This window comes from Paenochrobactrum gallinarii, assembly GCF_014205685.1.
GTDB classification, from domain to species: Bacteria; Pseudomonadota; Alphaproteobacteria; order Rhizobiales; family Rhizobiaceae; genus Paenochrobactrum; species Paenochrobactrum gallinarii.
On record NZ_JACIIU010000057.1, the window covers coordinates 1 to 3595 of the forward strand.

The window sequence follows — 3595 nt, forward strand, 5'->3', positions numbered from 1 at the left end:
TTCGTTGATGAATGGCTCAGGCGCATCTGGTTCGCCCAAAGCCTAAACCCCGGGAAATCCACCAGCCGGGTGGTCCTAAAAAGGGGAGCACGTCAGAGGCTTTAAGATATATTGCCAAATACTGGGATGGCCTCTGCCTGTTCTTATCCGACGGTCGTATCGAGCTGGATAATAACAGTGTCGATCGAACGATCCAGCCAATCGCATTGAACCGCAAAAATGCGCTCTTTGCAGGCCATGAAGCAGGTGTCAGCAACTGGGCTACGATCGCATCGCTAATCGAGACTTGTAAACTCAACGCTATCGATCCGCAAAAATGGCTGGCCAGCACGCTAACTGCAATCGTCAATGCCTATAAACAGAGGTAAACATCCGGTGACTACCGCGATAATGCAGAGATATTCTTATGTTTTTGGTTTTTTGCGCCATTTTTTCGCAAGTGTGTGCAGAGCCTTTTCGATTTGATCGTTGTTGATAGTATTGGGATCAAAGCTGGCTGAACCCCAGCATTACTTGAGTTCGCGATGATGCTCGTGTCCAGGATCGACTATTGCCTCGAGGAATTCCTGATATCCTCTTGGCCCCCCCCACATCCTCTGGCGGGCAACGCCCTATTGCTTCAATGAGATTAACAGGTTCAAGATCAGGCATTGCTGGAAGGATGCGCTCGATTTTTGTTCGAATGTTCCCATCCATCACCAAAATCATAGAGATATTTAAATGTCTTAACGCCAGTGTCTGTAATTACTTTTTCCAGTGTTGCCTTGCGGGCATCCAAGGGCCCCTCGCACCATTCGGGATCAGGTATACCAAAGCCAACATCACTGATACGGAACTCATAAAGGTGGCTATTCGTCCAGCCCAATGCCGTTTGCAGGACAAGATGTAGCCGATCCAGATGAATATCAAATGGTACCTCGATACGACGCATGACAGTGGGAGTAACGTCATCAAGGGTAACTTTCAGACAAGTGGTCGTCTTAATTATGCTGCAAGCGCCTTTTCATTTACCAGCTGGGCTGTCCAATTCCATGGCAATAATTGTTCGAGTTTTGTGATGGGCGTATCAGCGATCCGCCCGAGCACATCTGCCAGCCATGCCTGCGGATCTACATCATTGAGTTTTGCAGTGTTGATGAGCGTTACTATGCAGGCTGCACGATCCGCACCGCGATCAGAGCCCGCAAAGAGCCATGCTTTTCGACCCAGAGCAAATCCTCGAAGCGCGCGTTCAGCGGCATTGTTTGTCAGACATATCCTGCCATCGTCGAGGAAAGTGATAAAGCCATTCCAGCGCCTGAGCATATAATCAATGGGTTCCGCAACAGGTGAACTTCGAGAAAGCTTTGAACGCTCGGATTGCAGCCAGACGTGCAATGTGTCCACAAGAGGCTGACTGCGCTGTTGGCGTTGTGCCATTCGTTCCATGGCAGAAAGACCATTGATATCACGTTCGATATCAAACAGGGCATCGATCCGCCTGACGGCTTCCAGTGCAACAGGAGAGATGCGCGCGGCCTTTTTACCGCGCTTGGCATTAGCGGCAATGTCGGCAAGCACGAAGAATTTGCGTCGTGAATGTGCCCAGCAAAGTGCTTGTGTCAAAGGTGCAGGATTGCGATCTGCCTTGAATAAGGGATTATAACCGCCATAGGCATCAGCCTGTAAAATCCCGGAGAAGGTTTTAAGGTGTTGTGCCGGATGTTCCTGCCGCCGATCACGGGAGGCATAATAAAGAGTAGCGGGCGGTGCGGCTCCGCCAAAGGGACGGTCATCACGGACATAGGTCAAGATGCGCCCGGTGTCTGTCTTTCCACGGGCCAGGATCGGCACCGTGGTGTCGTCGCCATGCAACCGGTCAGCATTAAGAACATGCGCTTCGATCAAGGCATGCAATGGCTTGAGTACTGTCGTACATGCTCCGACCTGATCAGCCAATGTGGACAAGCTCAGATCAATGCCTTCGCGTGCATAGCGCTCACTCTGCCTGTTCAGCGGCTGATGCTGACCGAACTTCTCAAACAGGATCATCGCTAAAAGGTTCGGGCCTGCAAAGCCTCTGGGCGTGACGTGGAACGGTGCGGGCGGCTGCGTAATCTTCTCGCACTCCCGGCACGAGAACTTTTCCCGTACCGTCTGGATCACCTTCCACTGACGCGGGATCACTTCCAGCGTTCCCGTGATATCCTCACCCGGCTTTGATAGTTTCCCCGATCCGCAACAGGGGCAGTTTGAAGGGCTGCGAGCACCACGCGCTCACGCGGCAAGTGTGCCGCAAACGGCTTTCTCGATGGACGTTGACGTGCAAAAGGCTTGACCGTAGAAGCCTGTGCCGCCGCGCACTCGGCTGCCAGCTGGTCTTCACAGGCTGCAGCTTCTAGTTCCTCAAGCTGTAATTCCATCTGATCGAGAAGACGGGCCTTACGCTCAGAGCGGCTACCATAAAGATCACGCTTTAACTTCTCAATCTCCAGCCGCAAGGATGCAATTAATGCGTCAGCATGCGTATTGACCGCCTGCGCTCAAGCGGCAAGTGCCTCTGCTTCACGCCGCAATGAGCGTTCTTTCGCGAGCAGCAAAAGTGCGGTCTCCAGATCAGTAATCGGTTGGTCTGCCGTGTCTCCCATAACAAGACGGAATCATATTTTTGCACGTCTTGCCAGCACTTTTTACTATCCTGCCGAACTTGGCCGCCAGGTTTTTTGCGGCATGCGCCAGTCAATCCCTTCAAGCAGATATCCAAGCTGTGCAGGTGTGATCACCAATGTTCTCTCAACCGCCGATGGCCAGACAAAACGACCCCGCTCAAGCCTCTTAGTGAGCAGACAGGCACCTTGGCCATCATGCCAGATTACCTTAATCAGACCGCCGCCACGCCCGCGAAAGACAAAGAGATGGCCGCTATGCGGATCGTGCTTCAGCGCCTCCTGAACCTGAAGTGATAAGCCGGGAAAGCCTTTACGCATGTCGGTGTGTCCGGTCGCAAGCCACACCTTCACCCCACCGGCGAGCAGGATCATCGATACCTCTGCAAAACATCAAGAACCCGGCTCAACGTGTCAAATGCAAAGCCATCGCCAACACGGACACAATGCGCAGAACCGATCTGTATCTCGACCAATCCAGAATGTGGCACGCAAAGCGGCACAGTCTTGTTCTCAATGGTCAAATCTCGACAACCGTCGTCAGCATCGCATACGCTTACGGGAAGAAAGCTTGGCGACGCTGCTACACCGTCTACCTCCTGACGGGCAATCTTCAGATCTTTACGCCATTGGTAAATCTGCGAAGGATCAAGATCATAGCGTTGTGCTACTTCCGATACTGTCGCTTCCGCGCATAGCGTTTCCAGCACAATCTGCTCTTTTAACGATAAAGGCCAGCGACGACGGCCAAGTTCCTTGCTCGTTAAGTCTATCCTGTGAGAACTCACGTGATTATCCTTATGAAATCATGCCAAAATTGAAGCACAAAAATCATCAAGATAAACAATCATTACAAGTGTCCGTTCCAAAATGAATTGAGTGATTTCAGTTAGTTATGATTCAATCGGATTTCTGACATACGACGGAGATCAAGATGGCCTGGACTGAAA

The 3595-nt window shown here is 51.6% G+C and carries 3 protein-coding genes and 2 pseudogenes; 1 reads left to right on the forward strand and 4 read right to left on the reverse strand.

Annotation, left to right across the window (positions count from 1 at the left end; all coding sequences use genetic code 11):
- Positions 1 to 77: 77 nt before the first annotated feature.
- A pseudogene (locus FHS77_RS15675) lies at positions 78 to 368 on the forward strand (IS66 family transposase); the annotation flags it as partial.
- Between the two features lie 275 nt (positions 369 to 643).
- Here the strand turns inward: FHS77_RS15675 and FHS77_RS16545 are convergent.
- The 4 genes and pseudogenes from FHS77_RS16545 to tnpA all read right to left on the reverse strand — a co-directional run bounded on the left by FHS77_RS16545 (position 644) and on the right by tnpA (position 3433).
- Positions 644 to 931, reverse strand: a complete 288-nt coding sequence (locus FHS77_RS16545; protein WP_374786306.1) for a plasmid pRiA4b ORF-3 family protein — start codon at positions 929 to 931, stop codon at positions 644 to 646.
- Between the two features lie 53 nt (positions 932 to 984).
- Positions 985 to 2522 (reverse strand): annotated as a pseudogene (gene tnpC / locus FHS77_RS15685) (IS66 family transposase); the annotation flags it as partial.
- A gap of 150 nt (positions 2523 to 2672) precedes the next feature.
- Positions 2673 to 3020 (reverse strand): IS66 family insertion sequence element accessory protein TnpB, encoded by a 348-nt coding sequence (gene tnpB / locus FHS77_RS15690; protein ID WP_184224856.1) that lies wholly within the window; start codon positions 3018 to 3020, stop codon positions 2673 to 2675.
- Positions 3017 to 3433, reverse strand: coding sequence for an IS66-like element accessory protein TnpA (tnpA, locus tag FHS77_RS15695; RefSeq protein WP_184224857.1), 417 nt, complete (start codon positions 3431 to 3433; stop codon positions 3017 to 3019). The genes tnpB and tnpA overlap by 4 nt, the downstream gene beginning before the upstream one ends.
- Positions 3434 to 3595 lie beyond the last annotated feature (162 nt).